Raw genomic sequence first — 17,784 nt, 5'->3', positions numbered from 1 at the left:
TATGAAAAAAAACAGAGGATTGTCACCTCTGGCGGCCATCCTGATGTTATCCGGGAGCGTAGCTCTTACCGGGTGTGATAATAATAAAACACAGGCATCCGGACAGCAGCAGGCTCCACAGGTTGGTGTGGTGACGTTACAAACCGCTCCGCTAAAAATCATCACAGAGTTACCTGGCCGTACTTCAGCTTTTCGGGTGGCAGAAGTCCGACCGCAGGTTTCCGGAATTATTCTTAGAAGAAACTTTGTCGAAGGGAGTGATATTAAAGCAGGTGAGTCATTGTATCAGATTGACCCTGCAACCTATCAGGCCGCTTATGACAGTGCTTTGGGCGATTTAGCCAAGGCACAAGCCAATGCACGTATCGCTGAGTTAACCGTACGTCGTTATAAACCGTTGATGGGTACCAAATATATCAGTCAGCAGGATTATGACACCGCTGTGGCTACCGCAGCGCAGGATAATGCGGCTGTTCAGTCAGCAAAAGCCAGTGTAGAAACCGCCAGAATTAACCTGGCTTACACCAAAGTCAGTTCACCTATTTCCGGGCGTATCGGTAAGTCATCCGTGACCGAAGGTGCACTGGTGCAAAGTGCGCAGACCACTGCTCTGGCAACCGTTCAACAGTTAGATCCGCTGTATGTCGATGTGACCCAGTCAAGCGATGAATTTCTGCGGCTGAAATCTGAGATGGCTTCTGGAAAATTACAACAGGTGAACGGCAAAGCTCAGGTGTCTGTTGTACTGGATAACGGTGCAACATTCAGCCAGACCGGTACCCTGGAGTTCTCTGACGTTACCGTAGATGAAACCACCGGTTCTATCACTCTGCGGGCAATTGTCCCTAACCCTGACCATACATTGCTGCCAGGTATGTTCGTGCGTGCCCGACTGGATGAGGGAACAAACCCTAATGCCTTGCTGGTGCCTCAACAAGCCATTACCCGTACCCCTACCGGCCAGGCAACAGCCATGGTTGTTGGTGCAGATAATAAAGTTGAAGTGCGCATTGTCACAGCTGATCAGGCTATCGGTGATAAATGGCTGGTCACTAAAGGGCTGAGTGCCGGAGATAAAGTGATTACTGTTGGTCTGCAACGCGCTAAACCAGGCGCCCAGGTTACTCCTGAAGAAGTAAAACCTGATGCAGACAGCCAGGCAAACAGCAATGCACAGTAACTATCAGAAAAACCTTTGTTATTACAGGAGCCACTGATACATGGCTAAGTTCTTTATCGATCGCCCGATTTTTGCATGGGTACTCGCCATCATTGTGATGCTGGCGGGAGCATTGTCGATTCTGAACCTCCCGATTGAGCAATACCCTGCGGTTGCTCCTCCGGCGGTGCAGATTCAGGCAACCTATCCGGGCGCTGATGCAAAAACGCTTCAGGATTCCGTCACCCAGGTCATAGAACAAAATATGAACGGGATTGATGGTTTACTGTATATGTCTTCCAGCAGTGACTCTTCAGGGACACTGCAGTTAACACTGACCTTTGCGGCCGGAACCAACGCTGATATCGCGCAGGTTCAGGTGCAAAACAAACTACAACTGGCAACACCATTACTGCCTCAGGAAGTACAGCAACAGGGGATCAGTGTTAAAAAATCCTCCAGCAGCTTCCTGATGGTGGCGGGTTTTGTCAGTGATGATGGCAGCATGGACCAGAATGATATTGCTGACTATGTGGCTTCGAATATCAAAGATCCTATCAGTCGTACCCTGGGGGTAGGTGATACTCAGCTGTTCGGTGCCCAGTACGCTATGCGTATCTGGATGGACCCGGCAAAACTGAATAATTACCAGCTCACCCCGGTCGATGTTATTTCTGCCATTACTGCCCAGAACGCCCAGGTGGCTGCCGGTCAGTTAGGGGGTTCACCTCCGGCACCAGGCCAGCAGTTGAATGCATCTATCATTGCTCAGACGCGTCTGACTTCTCCGGATGAGTTTAAGAAAATCCTGCTAAAAGTGAACCCTGACGGTTCTCAGGTGACTCTGGGTGATGTTGCTGATGTGGCGCTGGGCGGCGAAAACTATGAAGTTATTGCTCGTTATAACGGAAAACCTGCCGCGGGTCTGGGGATCAAGCTGGCTACCGGGGCAAATGCCCTGGATACCGCTGCAGCAGTAAAAGCGGAGCTGGCTAAACTGCAGCCTTTCTTCCCGCACGGGTTGAGAGTTGTTTACCCGTATGACACCACGCCATTCGTGAAGATTTCTATTTTCGAAGTGGTTAAAACACTGTTCGAAGCGATTGTGCTGGTGTTCCTGGTGATGTATCTGTTCCTGCAGAATTTCCGTGCCACACTGATTCCGACCATTGCGGTGCCGGTAGTGTTGCTGGGAACCTTTGCCATCCTGAACGCTTTTGGTTATTCGATAAACACCCTGACGATGTTCGGGCTGATACTGGCTATCGGTCTACTGGTCGATGATGCCATCGTGGTGGTAGAGAACGTTGAACGTGTCATGGTTGAAGAAAATCTCCCGCCAAAAGAAGCCACTAAACGTTCAATGGAGCAGATTCAGGGGGCACTGGTCGGGATCGCCCTGGTATTGTCTGCGGTATTTATTCCTATGGCCTTCTTTGGCGGGTCTACCGGGGTAATTTATCGTCAGTTCTCTATTACTATCGTTTCGGCGATGGCGCTGTCGGTTCTGGTGGCATTGATTCTGACTCCGGCTCTGTGTTCAACCATTCTGAAACCGATCAAACCAGGTGATCACGGAAAAGAGAAAGGTTTCTTTGGCTGGTTTAACCGGATTTTCGACAAGAGCACAAACCACTACGTAAACAGTGTCAGTCACATTATCCGTCGTACCGGGCGGTATCTGGTGATTTACCTTGTCATCGTAGTCGGAATGGTGTGGCTGTTTGCTAAACTGCCAACCTCATTCTTGCCGGATGAAGACCAGGGACTGTTACTCGCACAGGCACAATTACCTGCCGGAGCGACCCAACAGCGTACCCAGAAGGTTATGGATCAAATCACCAACTACTTCCTGACCAAAGAGAAAGATAACGTTCAGTCTGTGTTTACAGTAAACGGCTTTGGTTTCTCGGGTCGCGGGCAGAACACCGGTATTGCCTTTGTCAGTCTGAAACCGTGGGATGAACGTTCCGGAAGTAATAACAAAGTTCCGGCGATTGCCGGACGGGCTATGGCTGCATTAAGCCAGATTAAAGATGCCTTTGTTATTCCGTTCAACCTTCCGGCAATTATCGAGTTAGGTAATGCTACAGGTTTCGACTTTGAACTGATTGACCAAGGTAACCTGGGCCATGAGAAGTTACTGGAAGCCCGTAATCAGTTGTTAGGTATGGCAGCACAGCATCCTGATGTACTGGTCGGAGTTCGTCCTAACGGCATGGAAGATACCCCTCAGTACAAACTGATCATCGATCAGGAGAAGGCTAACGCACTGGGCGTGTCCATTTCGGATATCAATACCACCATTGGTGCCAGTTGGGGTGGTAGTTACGTCAATGACTTCATCGACCGTGGCCGTGTGAAGAAAGTTTACGTGATGGGTAAAGCCGTCGATCGTATGCTGCCTAGCGACATCGATAAGTGGTATGTCCGTAACAGTAGCGGAACGATGGTTCCATTCTCGGCATTCTCGTCGGCGAAATGGCAGTATGGTTCTCCGCGTCTGGAACGTTATAACGGCTTACCGTCAATGGAGATTCTGGGGCAACCCGCTCCTGGTAAAAGTTCCGGTGAAGCAATGGCGTTAATGGAACAACTGGCGTCTAAACTTCCGGCCGGAGTTGGTTATGAATGGACAGGAATGTCTTATCAGGAACGAATGTCAGGAAACCAGGCACCTGCGCTGTACGCCATTTCACTGATTGTCGTGTTCCTGTGTCTGGCAGCGCTGTATGAGAGCTGGTCAATTCCGTTCTCAGTTATGCTGGTGGTTCCGTTGGGTATTATTGGTGCCCTGCTGTTTACTACCCTGCGCGGACTGAGTAATGACGTTTACTTTGTGGTTGGCCTGTTAACTACTATCGGGCTTTCCGCGAAAAACGCCATACTGATTGTCGAGTTTGCCAAAGACCTGATGGACAAGGAAGGCAAAGGCCTGGTCGAATCTACGCTGGAAGCAGTTCGTATGCGTCTGCGGCCGATTCTGATGACCTCGCTGGCCTTTATCCTTGGGGTACTGCCATTGGCTATCAGTACCGGTGCAGGTTCCGGCTCACAAAATGCCGTAGGTACTGGTGTTATCGGTGGTATGGTGACAGCAACCTGTCTGGCAATATTCCTTGTTCCGGTATTCTTCGTCGTAGTACGTCGTCGGTTCGGCAAGACTAAAGCTGTGGATGAGAACACCACTCATATTGAACACAAATAGTCTGCCATAGTATAAATTAACTGACAAAGAGGCTGCCCCGGCAGCCTCTTTTTTTATCCTGAATTCAACCACTTCACTCCAGTCACTAAAAACCATCACTGCTAAGCCTTGCCTGTAACGATTAAAATCGCCATACTATTGATATGTTATAACATAACAAATTAGAGGCATTATGAAACCGGAAATTCATCCTTACTACCGACCTGTGGTTTTTCACGATACAACCGCAAATGAATATTTCAAAGTCGGTTCAACCATCAAAACTGACCGGACCATTGAGTATCAGGGAGAAACTTTCCCGTATGTCACATTAGATGTTTCTTCTGTGTCTCACAGCTTTTATACCGGCAAACAGAAATCCATTTCTAAAGACAGTAGTGCGGCCAGATTCCAGCAACGGTATGGCCGTTTTCTGGGAAATAAAACAGGAGAATAACCATGCAGGTGCTCAGTTCACTTAAATCTGCGAAACAGCGCCATCCCGACTGCAAGCTGGTTCGTCGTCATGGCCGGGTATATGTAATCTGTAAATCGAATCCACGCTTCAAAGCGGTTCAGGGCAGAAAAAAGAAACGCTAAAACCAGAAAAGCGGCCGTTTGGGCCGCTTTTTAGTGGTAAGTTAATATTATCATCACCCTATGCCTTTCAGACACTCGTCCGAAATATCTGTACGTTAATCGCTACCATCACACCAGGCACGAAAAAAACCTTTGGGCAGAGCCCTTCCACGCGTTCTCTTTTGCAGCGACATTAACCAGTACAACTCATATGACCCCGGTCTGATAATCAATACAATAGCGATAAATGACGACAGCTTTTATCTGATTAACCGACACAGTTTCGCCGAAAGCACTGGCTTGCAGATAGATATTAAATCCTGCCTGAAACACAAACCGGAACCCATAGCAGGAAGCACCAGCTGCCAGTACTGTATAAACCTTCGTTGATCGATACCTGACAAGTATTCGTAAGAAAGTCACGGTTAATGCCACCAAATTCAGACCTCGGACAGATGCTCCATAGCCACCCGTTCAAACACGGTTAACAGGAGTTGTCTTTCAGGCTGGCTGCAACGCAAACCTGACGGTGAGCATGCGGCAGAGAGCGTTGTCAATCGTCAGAGAGAACGGGTAAATATGCGATGTCTGCCCTGAACAAGCCAGATTTATCAACGCGATTATCGCCCGGCACAACCATTGTTCAGCCAGCGACTGAATCCCCTTCCCTCCTCCGGGACAAGACGCCAGAAAGATCTTCAGAGGTCAAAGGATGATGATTACAGGACACCAGAGAGATACAAAAATGTTATGCACTGGCGTATCCAACAGCATCAGCCGTAAACGAAAGCAAATAAGTGTTTCTAAATATCAAAACTCTGGGCATACAGCAGCTAGGGATTAATCTTTGGCAACTGTTATGCTAAGCTGGCCAGCAGCGATGATTAATCTTTCGCAGGAACCGTGAGGAGTAATTATCGTGTCAGCCTGAAGATTACTGATTATCACAGGCCGTTTTTTAAGAAAAATCTTTATTGATAGATTCAATCTATAGATGATAGTTTGCCAGTATGTTCAAATCAGGTTCATACTGTAACTAGTCCCGTTTAATCACCCCTGTACTGTTTATTGATGAATGCTTACCCTGGTGTTATAGCTATTTAATCCCGGGTATTTTAATAAACATCTGAGACAAATTATTGGGAATAAAAAGTCTGCTGACAGTTAAACTATTTTGTTGGACAGAGGTCAGAATTTACATCATTGATCATTTATGTTGTGAGGCGGTTAATTTTCAAAACTATTCACAATGAAATGCCAGGCATGTAAGTTAAGCAACATCAGTCATTGAGAATCTTCCGTAGCTTTCTATTTTCGCTGAAATTATCTTCAGCCGGGTTTATGAGAGGTGGAAAAGATGGATGAATACTCACCTAAACGGTATGATGTGGCGCAGTTGAAGTTTCTGTGTGAAAATCTGTTTGATGAAAGTATCGCGACCCTCAACGTACAGCAGGCTTGCTGGATAAATGACCCTGCTTCAGCAGAAAACCTGCAACTGCACGAACTGATTGAACACATTGCAGCTTTCAGTATTCTCTATAAATTAAAACATAGCGAAGACGAACAACTGATTAAACAGGTTGATAAATATCTTGACGACACATTTACATTATTCAGTGGTTACACTGTAAATAAACAGGACTTTAGTTTCTGGAAAACATCGTCAAACCAGTTATTTAGATTATTTTTTGAGGCAAGTCCCTGTGAGACAAATGGACACAGCTTCACACATTAGCCAGGAGTGGTTTTAATATGAGCAGCCCTACACTAACTAAAACAGATTATCTGATGCGTCTGAGACGTTGTCGGTCTATTGATACCCTTGAGCGGGTAATCGAGAAGAATAAATATGAATTATCTGACGAAGATTTGGTGGTTTTTTATTCAGCCGCTGATCACCGTCTTGCTGAACTGACCATGAATAAATTGTATGACAAAGTTCCGGCAACCGTATGGAAGTATGTAAGGTAACAATACTGCATTTTTATTCCCGTGATTAAACAGATTACCTGTCTGACACTTCAGAGCCGCTGACGATTGAATATAGAATGAATAATACCTGCGGGGGTCTGTTATTTCCCGCAGACAGATATTTCCTTAGGTCCTGCCCTGTTAATACCCTTTGCTGTAGTGACTAGTTCTGCAGACAGGATATTGCTTTCCTGCGTAAGTAATAACACTTAGCAGACAAAACACGATTGAAAATCAGAATATAAATGACTATCAGTAACATGAACTTGCTATGTGGGCGTAGAGTAATCAGGCTGTAGCTTCTGACGGAAATATAAACAGAACGGATAACTGAGAAGAGATTCTGAAGAATCGATTGGGTGGGGCCTCTGCCAGCGACATCCCGGCACATGCGTCACCTGCTGCGGCTGCTTCCTTCCGGATCTGACCGGGTTCACAAGTTAGCATTGCGGGAGAACCAGCAGAGTCCCCATTGAAAAGCTCTGATTTCTCAAAGCGCAGGCATTATCAGTGATGGTGAGGTTAATTGCAAGTCTGTGACAGTTAACCGTTGTTTTCTTGAGCACTGCTGCCAACTATAATTACCTGTAAGTCAGATAAAAAGCATCAGGGTAGAAAATGAAAGAAGAATTAAATTTCCGGGAAAGAGTATGGATGATAGTTGCAGCCATCCCTCACGGGCAGGTGACTACCTACGGAGATATTGCCAGGCTGGCAGGAAATTCTAAAGCTGCCAGACAGGTCGGCGGGGTACTCAGTAAATTGCCGGTAGGTTCAACCCTGCCCTGGCATCGGGTAGTCAACCGGATGGGACAAATTTCGTTGCAGGGAGAAAACCTGTTGCGCCAGAGAAATGCCCTGTTAGCTGAGAATATAGAAATTGGTCCCCGGCAAACAATCTCTCTGGCTAAATATCGCTGGTCAGGCGATTAATTATCACCTGACCAGATTTGCGCGGATTATGGTGCAACAGGTGCACTTGCCGGCGTCGCAACCGGAACAGCGACCTGAGGAACGGCAACCAGCATCAGATCTTTACGCTGTGTGACACCAGAGCTCACAGGCTGCAGTGACTCTGAAGCAAAAATAACCCGTCCGTCCAGTGTTATGGCTGCACTTAACAGTACCTGCCCCTGAGGATTGACATCTCTGCCGTTAAACGGAAGTTTGTAGTGAAGAGGTGCCTGCTGTCCGGAAATTTTCTGAACTTTCTGCGCTATTACCCGGGTAGGCCCTGTTCCGCCTGAAGCATCTGACAAAGTCACAGTCAGTAAGGCATTTTCAGGCAATGCGATACGCTGGCGGACAAATACAGCTCCGGAGATTACAGGTTGCGCAACATTGGCACTAATGCCAGGCGCTTTCAGCGCACCCACGGGTACATCAGATTTATCAGCACATGCTGTAACGGACAATGCTATAACTAAACCACTGATAATATGCATAGGTTTCATTGATGTCGTCTCCTTATGAACAGAATGAACAACGGTGCTCTATAGTTACTCAATAGTGTTTTTTGCCACCGCTATGCAATAATTCTGGCAGATTGTCCGGTTTCTTCCTGTTTATTAATGCCAAACTTGCTGAACTGGCAAATTATAAGAAAATTCCTGGTTAATAACCTATTGATCATTCTGAGGTAACTATGAGTCAGGCATTAGAGAAATTACTCAAATTATTACAACCAGAACAACTGGATAGCCGGTTATTTCGGGCAGACTGTGAAGAACTTGGCTTGCCACAGGTGTTCGGAGGACAGGTTGTTGGTCAGGCTCTGTGTGCTGCACAACAAACCACTGAGAGTGATCGCCATGTACATTCGTTTCACAGCTATTTTCTGAGACCGGGTGACAGTCGTCAGTCGATTATTTACGACGTTGAAATTCTGCGGGATGGCAGAAGCCTCAGTGCCCGCAGAGTTAAAGCCATTCAAAACGGAGTTCCAATCTTCTTTATGACAGCCTCTTTTCAGGCTGCGGCAGAAGGTTTTGAACATCAGACTACGATGCCGGAGATTCGCGGACCGGAAGGACTACCCAGTGAGCAGCAGCTGGCTGCTCAGTTATTTAATAAAATTCCCGAAAAGTTACGCCCACTGATGAGTGCTGAGCGCCCTCTTGAATTTAGGCCGGTGCAACTGCATAACCCATTACAGGGCCATGTTAGCGAGCCTGTCCGTCAGGTCTGGTTAAAAGCCAACGGTAAACTACCTGAAAATCAAAATCTGCATCAATATATGTTGGGGTATGCTTCTGATTTCAATTTTCTGCCAGTGGCTTTGCAACCTCATGGCAAAGGATTTCTCGAGCCAGATATGCAGGTCGCCACGATCGATCATTCAATGTGGTTCCATCGCCCCATAAACCTTAATGAATGGCTGCTTTACAGTGTGAACAGCCCTTCAGCTTCAGGAACCCGCGGGTTTGTGCGTGGTGAATTTTATAGTCAGGATGGGCAGTTGCTGGCTTCTGCTGTTCAGGAAGGCGTTATCCGGTTACGTAAAAACTGATGAGTTCGCCACTGACTTTTCTCAAGACAAGCAGGTGCAGAACACCGGTGGTAAAGGCCTCCCGAAATATTTCCGCCCCCGTTGAGGGGGCTGTTACTACTTTGACTGACAACTCCGGCAATTTCATTAGCAGTTCATATCGTTGTTTTGAACAGTATGTAACATTGTATAACTAGCAAAACCCCACAATTTCATGATTTATGTTATCCCCTGCGATGTTTCCGTCAATGCCACATCATCAGGGGCGAGAATAGATATTCCCGGCTGAAAGCTATTGAAACTGGCTGCCAGTAGCAGTGACTCTTCGCTGTTGTGAAGCTCACCACTGCTTATCACTCTCTGCCAACAATACGTTATCCCTTCCCGGGCCGGATTTTGAACTCTGCCAGTAGTTACGGAAGGTCGCTGTTTTCATCCAGGCAAGGTGACATAACACTGAATGCAACCATACATCCCCTTTAATGCCCGGGTTTATACTGCATTTTAGCCGAATTTGTTAATGCTATTTCAACGCATGACCCGGAGGCCAGACTGACATCCAGGAGCGACACAGTGACCTGAACATCTGTTTTCAGATAACAGACAACCGCCCCGATAATAAGAGTCGCCTTAGAACCAACCCTGCATAAAAACCCGGGGCAGTGCTCCCCTAACCTATCACGGCCTTCAACCGGGTAAGTGAGCTGCCTCATTCCCCTGTTCCCGGAAAAAGTGTATTGCCTGTACAAACGCTTCATCCCGGTCAAATTGCCTTGGTCTGCCTGTTTTCATCCTCCTGCCCTCACTAATACATACCAATCGATATAAAATAGATTGACAGCACCCCACTCTGCACTCAACATATATACCAATCGATATATAAATAATAAATTAACGCTACTGCGTGAAATTCACACACAGAGTGAAATGCACTCCGGAGTGTTACTTAGATGAAAAAGCATTCGCAAAATGATGAGGCTGAGAGCCTGCCTGTTGTTGGTTTACTGGCTCTGGCTATGATTAGCACCCCTGTCGCTTTTTCCCTTGGTATGCCGGCAGGAACCTGGCTGGGGAATCTCCTGGGATGGCGTTTGTCTTTTGCTTTGATGTCCGGATTATCCGTAACGCTGATAGCCAGGATCATTCTGGTGGTCCCTTATTTTCCCGGCCAGGCCGTTGGGCAAAAAATGCGTCTTACCCGGGCCCTGCTAATTCCCGGTATCCGTCCGATTCCGGTAGGTGTTCTGACCTGGATGCTTGCGCACAATATTCTCTATAGCTACATTCCCCCTTTCCTGCCTCAGGCCGGACTGTCATCAAGCGTGGATATTGTTCTGCTGGTTTTTGGTTTGGCGGCGATGGCCGGAATCTTCATTACCTGCCGGGTGACCGGACCCAGATTACGCATTGTCGTGCTTCTTTCACTGGCTGTCTTTGCCCTGGCCCCGGTCATATCTGGAATTTCTGCGACATCCCCTGCCGTCATTTATCCCGGAATTACTGCCCGGGGCCTGACGTTCGGAGGCGCAGCCACATTACTGCAAACAACCCTGTCGGAAACTGCGGGTGAGCATGCTGATATTACGCTTTCAATGAATGTCCTGACCTGGACACCTGGTGACCATACCGGCGGCCTTTTACTCAGACATGCAGGGGTCCATGCTTTCCCCCGGGTCTTACTGGCTTTGCTCATCGTTGCTCTGCTTATTGCCTTCGGTGCCAAAAATCATGGATTCCCTTCAGGTCCCGCAGGTCATAATTTTTATCCTCCCATTACCGGCCCCTGGTCAGGGGTCATTTACAGTCCGACATCTTCTTAGAACAGGAAATAACCCCATGAGTTTAAAGAAAAAATCAACCAGTACCGAATTATTAAGTTCCGCTATGGGCAGTTCAATAGCCTTTGCTGAAGCACAACCCGAAGAGTTCCCCGTACCTCAGGGATTTAATAGTGGATACGAGACAATCGATGGAATCAGGCTGCATTATGTTAAAGGCGGACAGGGTCCTCTGGTTTATCTTGTTCATGGATTCGGTCAATCCTGGTTTGAATGGCATCAGATAATGCCGGAACTGGCAAAAACACATACTGTAGTGGCCGTTGACCTGCCTGGTCTGGGACTATCGCAGCCACCTGCCAGTTCATATACCGGTGAGGACATATCTGAGTATCTTTATAAACTGGCAATCAACTTCAGTGGCGATAACAAATTCTCGCTTGTCGCCCATGACATCGGTATCTGGAATAGCTACCCCATGGCGATAAAACACCAGGACAAAATCAGCAAGCTTATCTTTATGGAAGCCCCGATTCCGGATAAACGCATGTACGACTTCCCGGCATTTTCTCCTGAAGGCGAGTCTCTGGTATGGCACTTCAGTTTTTTCGCGGCAAAACAGCAACTGGCCGAAACACTGATTAGAGGAAACGAAGAATTCTTTCTGACCCACTTCATTAAAGAACATGCCAGCAATAAAGATGCTTTTACCCCAGAGCTACTGCATATGTATGCTGAATCCTATGCCAAACCGCATACCCTCACGGCATCATTCGAATATTACAGGGCGTTAAATCAATCCATTGAACAGAATAAAATCCTGGCTAAAGATAAACTTAACATACCGGTCATGGCGATTGGCGGCGGCGGGCATGGGGGAATGGGGCAGTTTCAGATTGATCAAATGAAAGAATATGCGACCAATGTCGAGGGGCATGTATTAGCAGGATGTGGACACTGGTTGCCTGAGGAATGCCCGGAACAACTGAATCCATTGGTGGTAAGATTTATTAATGATCAATAATTTAGCCGTCTTCTTTTGCAGGATAATCACCGCATAAAACGACGTTAATTCAGGAATTAAAAAGGGCGACAAGCGCCCTTTTTCTTATTACCGGCCACCAGCCGTTAATTTATATAACTTACTGGTTGTAAGCATTCTCACCATGGCTGTTCACATCCAGACCTTCACGTTCCTGATCTTCAGGAGCACGCAGTCCGACAGCCATATCAGCCACTTTGAAGCTAATGAAAGCAACCACACCAGACCAGACGATAGTTACGATACAGCTCAGAATCTGCACCCATACCTGATGGCCCATAGTGACACCTTCTGCATAGCCCACTCCGCCCAGAGAAGAGGAAGCGAACACACCAGTCAGGATACAACCAACGATACCACACACGCCGTGTACACCGAACACATCGCAAGGGTCATCAACACGCAGGAAGCGTTTCAGTGAAGTTACACCCCACATACCTGCCAGGCCAGCGACCAGACCGATAATCAGTGCACCGCCCACGCCAACGTAACCACAAGCCGGAGTAATCGCTACCAGACCAGCAATGAATCCGGAACATGCACCCAGCAGAGAAGGTTTACCGCGTAATACCCACTCACCAAACACCCAGGACAATACTGCACCAGCGGTAGCAACTACGGTGTTCAGGAAGGCCAGAGCAGCAATCTCGTTTGCAGAGGCAGCTGAACCGGCGTTAAAGCCAAACCAACCGATATACAGAATCGCGGTACCAATGAAGACCATCGGCAGGTTATGTGGTTTGAAGGCTTCTTTGCCAAAACCAGCACGTTTGCCCAGCATGTAGGCACCCACCAGCGCAGCAACTGCAGCATTAATATGCACCACAGTACCACCAGCAAAATCCAGAGCACCATCTTTTGCCAGCAGACCGTTGCCCCACACCATGTGCGCGATTGGGAAGTAAGAAAGCGTTACCCAGATAATAGTAAAAATCAGTACCGCTGAGAAACGTACGCGCTCAGCAAGGCCACCCAGTACCAGTCCAACGGTAATACAGGCAAATGAAGCCTGGAATGCTACGTGGATATACTGATAAATGGTGCCCATGACTGCTTTCAGTTCGATACCTTTCAGCATCACCCAACCAAAGCCGCCAAAATAATCGTTGCCGTCACTGAAGGTCAGTGAATAGCCGTAAATAACCCAAATGACTGCAACCAGAGAAAAAGTCACCGCAACCTGAGTCAGCATTGACAATACGTTCTTACCACGGATAAGACCGCCGTAAAACAGAGCTACGCCTGGTACAGACATAAACAGCACCAGAGCAGTACAAATCATCATAAATCCATTATCGGCCTGATCTGCTACCGCAGGGGCAGCAAATGCGAGCGATGGCGAAAGTGCCGCACCCACCAGAGCCAGTTTCGTCAGAAGTTTATTCATTTTTTCCCTTCCCTCAACAATCAAAGGCTAAATTAAAGCGCAGCTTCGTCAGTTTCACCGGTACGGATACGAATGACCCGTTGCAGTTCTGAAACAAAAATTTTCCCATCACCAATTTTGCCGGTATAAGCGGCTTTACTAATAATATCAACAACTTCATCAAGCTGGTCATCTGCAATTGCAATATCAATTTTTACTTTAGGCAAAAAGTTAACACTGTATTCAGCCCCACGATAAAGTTCTGCGTGACCTTTCTGACGACCAAAACCTTTGACTTCAGTAACGGTCAATCCCTGAATACCTACTGAAGATAATGCTTCACGCACGTCTTCTAACTTAAATGGCTTGATAACCACGGTCACCAGTTTCATATCACTCCCTCCGGGTATTAAAATTATAAGTTGCACTGAACCTGCTCTATCAGAAGCAAACGCCATGCCATTTATTTTCTTATTCTAAAGTTAATCGAAAGCGCGAAATCAGCGGCTGGTCTGCCAGTCATAACAGAAGAAAAGAGGGAGACAGAAAAAAGCGCCACACTTATGCACCATACTGGTGCCACAGGCATCAACGTGGTGCATTCATCGGAGTCGTCTGATTAAAATGTACTAATAGAGTGCATCGCTCGCTTAGCGGGATGAGGTGTTGCTATGTGATAGTTCATGACCTGCCCGCTGCAACTGATACATTTGGCGGTAGCGTCCTTTCATTGCCAGCAACTGCGCATGAGTGCCACTTTCGATAATTTCTCCCCGGTCAAGAACAAGAATATTATCAGCGGTGGTAATGGTTGATAGCCGGTGCGCAATAACCACCAGTGTTGTTTTATTACGTAACTGAGCAAGCACCTGTTGCACCGCCAGCTCGGTTCCGGAATCGATACTTGCCGTTGCTTCATCAAGAATCAGCAACGCCGGCACATCGACCAGAATACGAGCCAGGGCCAGTAACTGTTTTTGCCCTGCAGATAAACTACTACCCTGCTCGCCCAGTGGGGTATGAATACCCTGAGGCAGATTTTCCATCCAGCCGGTCAGCCGCACTTGTTGCAGAGCATCCAGTACCATTGCTTCGGAGATATTTCTGCCCAACCGGATATTCTCCAGCAGAGTGTCGGCCAGCACCGTCGGGTCTTGCTGAACCATCCCCACTCCCTTGCGTAATACCTGATGGCTCATCTCACTCACTGACCGCCCGTCAATAGTGATATACCCACGTTCCACCGGATAATATCCCATCAGCAAGCTGGCAAGAGTACTTTTACCGCTACCGGTATGGCCAACCAACGCCAGAAAGCCTCCTTCACTGGCATGACAGTAAATATTTTTCAAAACGTCACGCCCCGGTTGGTAAGCGAATGACAAATTGCTGACTGCCAACTGGCCGGACTGGATGGGCTGATTGTCCTGTCCATAATGCTGCGCAGGGGTATCCATGAGTTCAAATATCCGCTCCGCCGAAACAACCGCCTGTTGCAGTAATGACTGACGGGTGGTCAGTTCAATCAGAGGTTCTTCGATTCGCCCCAGATAAGCGATAAAGGCATACAGTACTCCAACCTCAAAATGCCCCGGAGCAGCCAGACAAAACACTAACACCAGCATCGCCAGGATCACTGCCGTAAACAGGTTTAATAGTGGTCTTAGCAAAAATGCATCCAGCCGCAAAATTTTCATTCTGGCCTGATAATGGTTTTCGTTATGCTGCTTAAGCTGCTTAGCAAAATGTTTCTGACGGCGGAACTGCTGTACCACCGTCATTCCATTAATGACTTCATTCAGGCTGTTATTAATATCGGCCAGATAGGTTCTGACCAGACGAGCGATCCCGGTACTGCGTTTTTGATAGGCAATCATCACGCCAAAAACCAGCGGAAAAATGCAGACTGCTATCAGCGCCATTTGCCAGTTCAGAGCAAACATTGCTACCAGCATGGCAATAATCAGAGTCGCGCTGCGCAACACACTGGCAACAACAGTAATATACAGATCCCTGACTACTTCAGTGTCATTAGTCACTCTGGAAACCAGTTGTCCTACCGGCTGGGTATCGAACGCTTTCAGCGGCTGGCGTAATGCGGCATCCATCACCTCACAACGCAGTTTCTGCACCACCCCAATAGCAGCCTGATTAAATAGTAATGACTGTCGGTAGTTAAACCATGCCGCCAGAATCTGCAGTATCAGGAAACCAGCCCCAATAACGATTACCGGCCCCCACAACCACTGATCAGCGCTGATAAAATGGTCAATAAAGTAACTAATTAACACGGGGCCAGCCACTTGTGCCGCAGCTGCCAGTACCAGCAACAGCACCGCAGTAAGCAGTTGTTTCTTCCACGGCATACCATAAATCAGTAACCGCTTTAAGGTTTTCATAAAGGATACCGGTTGAGACACTCAAACCTCCTGGAGGGGCTCGCAAACCGGATCCGGACTACCGGTCAGGGATGCTTCAATTTTCTGATACTGATACATCTCTCTGTACCAACCAGGAACCTTTTCCAGTTGCAGATGTGGACCACGTTGTGCAATTTTGCCGTTCTGCAGCACCACAATTTCATCAGCCATGGCCAGTGCAGAAAGCCGGTGGGCAGTAATAATAACCGTACGCTGGCCCAGCCATTGGCGCAGGTTCGTCAGTATCTGGTGCTCTGTCCCGCCATCTACTGCCGATAAGGCATCATCAAGGATCAGTATTTCTGCATCCATTAGCAGTGCTCTGGCCAGGGAAATTCGTTGTTTTTGTCCACCGGATAACATTACCCCGCGTTCTCCCACCTGAGTATTGTATCCGTCAGGAAGACGCTGGATATCCTTGTCTACACAGGCTATCTGAGCCACTCTGGTAATCTGTTGTGGGCTGGCGTGTGGATTTCCCAGCGCAATGTTATTCGCAATAGTATCAGAGAACAAAAAAGGTGCCTGGCTGACGACCGCCAGCCGTTGTCGCCAGTCATCAAGTGACCAGTAAGGAAGAGGTTGTGACTGATAGCGCACCTCACCGTCTGTTATATCAAAATGACGCTGTATCAGTGCCAGCAGTGTAGACTTCCCGCTACCGGTCGGACCGCAAACGCCAAGGATAGCGCCACGGGGTATTGTAATACTGACCTGCTGCAGAACCGGGGTCTCACTTTGTGGGTAAATAAATTGTCTGATATCTATTTGTATATCACTTTGTTCTTCCGACAGCCGATATTTCCCGTCAATGATCGCCGGTTTCAGGGAGAGCAGAGCTTCGATCCTTATCCAGGCCGCACTCCCCCGCTCCACAATATTAAACATCCATGCCAGAGCCAGCATTGGCCAAATCATTAATCCCAGATACATTACGAAACTGGTTAGCTGACCAAGCGTGAGTTGCTGGTGCCAGACCATCCAGCCACCGCCGGCAATTGCCAGAAAATTAGAACAGGCAACAGCCAGATAAATGACGGGTTCAAACAAAGAATCAACCCGTGCGACACGTAAGTTATCAGTACTGGTCTGCTCAGAAGTGTTAAGAAACTGAGCTGAGCGATAGTCTTCCAGGCCAAATGATTTAATCATTCTGATACTGGTTAAGCTTTCCTGAGTCTGGTCATTCAGGGATGAAAATGCAGCCTGGGCATCGCGAAAACACTGGTGGAGTTGTTTACCACAACGATTAATAATCCACGCCATTAGCGGCATAGGCAGTAAAGCGATAAGGGTCAGCTGCCAACTGATTTGTGTACTCATGACAACCAGAACCGCCAGCCCCATAACCAGCGAATCAATCAATGTCAGAACACCCTCGCCTGCAGCAAATACTACCCGGTCAACATCGTTAGTTGCTCTGGCAAGCAGGTCACCGGTGCGATGGTTCAGATAAAACTCCGGACTCTGCTGACTTAGCTGACGATAGTACTTTTCGCGTAGCACCACGGCCAGTCGATAGGCCGCGCCAAACAGCAATACCCTCCAGACATAACGGAGCAAATAAGTCAGCATGGCAATGGCCAGTATGGCAACAATCCATACTGCCAACTGTCGATGAGAAAAGCTGTGGTGAGTGACTCCGTCAACGATAATCCCGACCAGTCTGGGTGGCAGCAATTGCAGTAAAGCAACGACGATCAGCAGGCTGACGGCGCCGCCATACCTTCGCCATTCTGTAGCAAAATATTCGCGCAATTGACTAAATAGCAGCACAGAAGAATCTCATTA

The 17,784-nt window shown here is 47.7% G+C and carries 15 protein-coding genes and 1 other RNA gene; 10 read left to right on the top strand and 6 right to left on the bottom strand.

The window, feature by feature from the left end; genetic code table 11:
• Position 1: 1 nt before the first annotated feature.
• The 6 genes from A7K98_RS05520 to A7K98_RS05495 all read left to right on the top strand — a co-directional run bounded on the left by A7K98_RS05520 (position 2) and on the right by A7K98_RS05495 (position 6,899).
• On the top strand, positions 2–1,180 hold the full coding sequence (locus tag A7K98_RS05520) for an efflux RND transporter periplasmic adaptor subunit (protein ID WP_087487662.1): 1,179 nt from the start codon (positions 2–4) through the stop codon (positions 1,178–1,180).
• A 40-nt stretch (positions 1,181–1,220) separates the two neighbouring features.
• Positions 1,221–4,367 (top strand): efflux RND transporter permease subunit, encoded by a 3,147-nt coding sequence (locus A7K98_RS05515; RefSeq protein WP_087487661.1) that lies wholly within the window; start codon positions 1,221–1,223, stop codon positions 4,365–4,367.
• A 172-nt stretch (positions 4,368–4,539) separates the two neighbouring features.
• Entirely contained in the window at positions 4,540–4,803 is a 264-nt protein-coding gene (locus A7K98_RS05510) for a type B 50S ribosomal protein L31 (RefSeq protein WP_087487660.1), read from the top strand.
• Between the two features lie 2 nt (positions 4,804–4,805).
• Positions 4,806–4,946: a type B 50S ribosomal protein L36 gene (ykgO, locus tag A7K98_RS05505; RefSeq protein ID WP_087487659.1), complete on the top strand. Its 141-nt coding sequence runs from the start codon at positions 4,806–4,808 to the stop codon at positions 4,944–4,946.
• Positions 4,947–6,282: 1,336 nt separating this feature from the next.
• Positions 6,283–6,663 (top strand): Hha toxicity modulator TomB, encoded by a 381-nt coding sequence (gene tomB / locus A7K98_RS05500; protein ID WP_087487658.1) that lies wholly within the window; start codon positions 6,283–6,285, stop codon positions 6,661–6,663.
• 17 nt (positions 6,664–6,680) lie between these two features.
• Complete coding sequence (locus A7K98_RS05495) at positions 6,681–6,899, top strand: HHA domain-containing protein (protein WP_087487657.1); 219 nt, start codon at positions 6,681–6,683, stop codon at positions 6,897–6,899.
• Positions 6,900–7,265: 366 nt separating this feature from the next.
• On the opposite strand, the gene ffs is transcribed toward A7K98_RS05495, so the two are convergent.
• Positions 7,266–7,362: signal recognition particle sRNA small type (gene ffs / locus A7K98_RS05490), an RNA gene on the bottom strand.
• A 155-nt stretch (positions 7,363–7,517) separates the two neighbouring features.
• Here ffs and A7K98_RS05485 point away from each other — a divergent pair.
• Positions 7,518–7,832 carry an MGMT family protein gene (locus A7K98_RS05485; RefSeq protein ID WP_087487656.1) on the top strand — a complete coding sequence of 105 codons (315 nt, stop codon included), beginning with the start codon at positions 7,518–7,520 and terminating at the stop codon, positions 7,830–7,832.
• Positions 7,833–7,858: 26 nt separating this feature from the next.
• Here A7K98_RS05485 and A7K98_RS05480 read toward each other — a convergent pair whose 3' ends face one another.
• A complete protein-coding gene (locus A7K98_RS05480; protein ID WP_087487655.1) occupies positions 7,859–8,353 on the bottom strand; it encodes a YbaY family lipoprotein in 495 nt (164 codons plus the stop codon).
• Between the two features lie 191 nt (positions 8,354–8,544).
• Here A7K98_RS05480 and tesB point away from each other — a divergent pair, with 191 nt between their 5' ends.
• The 3 genes from tesB (at position 8,545) to A7K98_RS05460 (ending at position 12,189) form a co-directional block, all read left to right on the top strand.
• Positions 8,545–9,408: an acyl-CoA thioesterase II gene (gene tesB, locus A7K98_RS05475; RefSeq protein ID WP_087487654.1), complete on the top strand. Its 864-nt coding sequence runs from the start codon at positions 8,545–8,547 to the stop codon at positions 9,406–9,408.
• 929 nt (positions 9,409–10,337) lie between these two features.
• Entirely contained in the window at positions 10,338–11,207 is an 870-nt protein-coding gene (locus A7K98_RS05465; RefSeq protein WP_087487653.1) for an MFS transporter, read from the top strand.
• Between the two features lie 16 nt (positions 11,208–11,223).
• Positions 11,224–12,189, top strand: a complete 966-nt coding sequence (locus A7K98_RS05460; protein ID WP_087487652.1) for an alpha/beta fold hydrolase — start codon at positions 11,224–11,226, stop codon at positions 12,187–12,189.
• Between the two features lie 118 nt (positions 12,190–12,307).
• On the opposite strand, the gene amtB is transcribed toward A7K98_RS05460, so the two are convergent.
• The 4 genes from amtB to A7K98_RS05440 all read right to left on the bottom strand — a co-directional run bounded on the left by amtB (position 12,308) and on the right by A7K98_RS05440 (position 17,769).
• Positions 12,308–13,594 carry an ammonium transporter AmtB gene (gene amtB, locus A7K98_RS05455; RefSeq protein WP_087487651.1) on the bottom strand — a complete coding sequence of 429 codons (1,287 nt, stop codon included), beginning with the start codon at positions 13,592–13,594 and terminating at the stop codon, positions 12,308–12,310.
• A 32-nt stretch (positions 13,595–13,626) separates the two neighbouring features.
• On the bottom strand, positions 13,627–13,965 hold the full coding sequence (gene glnK / locus A7K98_RS05450; protein ID WP_038018716.1) for a P-II family nitrogen regulator: 339 nt from the start codon (positions 13,963–13,965) through the stop codon (positions 13,627–13,629).
• A 258-nt stretch (positions 13,966–14,223) separates the two neighbouring features.
• Positions 14,224–15,993 carry a SmdB family multidrug efflux ABC transporter permease/ATP-binding protein gene (locus tag A7K98_RS05445; protein WP_407703099.1) on the bottom strand — a complete coding sequence of 590 codons (1,770 nt, stop codon included), beginning with the start codon at positions 15,991–15,993 and terminating at the stop codon, positions 14,224–14,226.
• Positions 15,994–17,769 (bottom strand): SmdA family multidrug ABC transporter permease/ATP-binding protein, encoded by a 1,776-nt coding sequence (locus A7K98_RS05440; protein WP_087487650.1) that lies wholly within the window; start codon positions 17,767–17,769, stop codon positions 15,994–15,996.
• Positions 17,770–17,784: the final 15 nt, after the last annotated feature.

Origin of the sequence: Tatumella citrea, assembly GCF_002163585.1 — a bacterium.
Taxonomy (GTDB): Bacteria; Pseudomonadota; Gammaproteobacteria; order Enterobacterales; family Enterobacteriaceae; genus Tatumella; species Tatumella citrea.
Note: the sequence above shows the minus strand (reverse complement) of the source record. Positions and strands in the feature narration are given on the sequence as shown.